We start from the raw sequence: 858 nt of genomic DNA, 5'->3' as shown, positions 1-858 counted from the left end.
TACTTGATATCATCGTAGAAATATATTGGTAGTAGAGGGGGCATTTTTGATGTATCCACGAGCTAATACATTAGGTCTGATTATTAAGGATAACCATATTCTTTTGGAGCAGCAGGAAGGTAAACATTCAAAAGGAATAGGTTTATACTATCGTCCAATTGGTGGAACAATTGAACTTGGAGAGCGGTCAGATGAGGCATTAATAAGAGAATTTAGTGAAGAGATTGGCGTTGAAGTAATTATAAAACGATACATCACCTGTTTAGAAAATATCTTCAGAATAGATGATAATATAGGACACGAGATAACTCAGATATACTTAGTTGACTTTAAAGATAAAAGCCTATATGAGAAAGAACATTTTACTGTACTTGAAGGGGATAAGGTTACTTATGCTAAATGGGTTTCGAAAGAAGAATTATTATTAGGGAATAAGATACTTTATCCAAATGGATTAACAGATTTGCTAAGAAACGAGCTTTCCTAATTCATTTGGATGTTGAACTATTGAGTACTATAGTTATAATATTCAACTTAGGCGTGGCTGTTGGCATGTTTCGGCTGCCGTGTTACTAGCAGAAGGGTGATAAATAAGTGAACGTAGATATAGAGTTTCTAACTAAAGTAATTAATGAATGGGATCCTGTTGGAATTTTAGCAGGAGGCGCTCCAGTGAACGAATATAGCATCGAAGTAAAAGAAATCGCTCTGAAATCATCATCTTGTAAATCTGAAACAGACTTAGCTATGCTTATTTACAGAGTGTTCAACGATAAAATGGGAGTAAACTTAAATCAACTTGTTTGCTTAAAGCAGGCGTTTAAAATAACTGAATATGTAAAATAGAAATAATCAGGT

The 858-nt window shown here is 33.8% G+C and carries 2 protein-coding genes; both read left to right on the top strand.

Annotated elements, in window-relative coordinates:
* Positions 1 to 49 precede the first annotated feature (49 nt).
* Positions 50 to 487: an NUDIX hydrolase gene (locus tag GC098_RS07310; RefSeq protein WP_171642400.1), complete on the top strand. Its 438-nt coding sequence runs from the start codon at positions 50 to 52 to the stop codon at positions 485 to 487.
* Between the two features lie 107 nt (positions 488 to 594).
* Positions 595 to 846 carry a hypothetical protein gene (locus GC098_RS07305; protein WP_171642399.1) on the top strand — a complete coding sequence of 84 codons (252 nt, stop codon included), beginning with the start codon at positions 595 to 597 and terminating at the stop codon, positions 844 to 846.
* Positions 847 to 858: the final 12 nt, after the last annotated feature.

Source organism: Paenibacillus phytorum (assembly GCF_013141715.1).
In the GTDB taxonomy this organism is placed as follows: Bacteria; Bacillota; Bacilli; order Paenibacillales; family NBRC-103111; genus Paenibacillus_E; species Paenibacillus_E phytorum.
The sequence above is the reverse complement of the archived record's forward strand: the minus strand, read 5'-3'. Positions and strand labels throughout refer to the sequence as shown.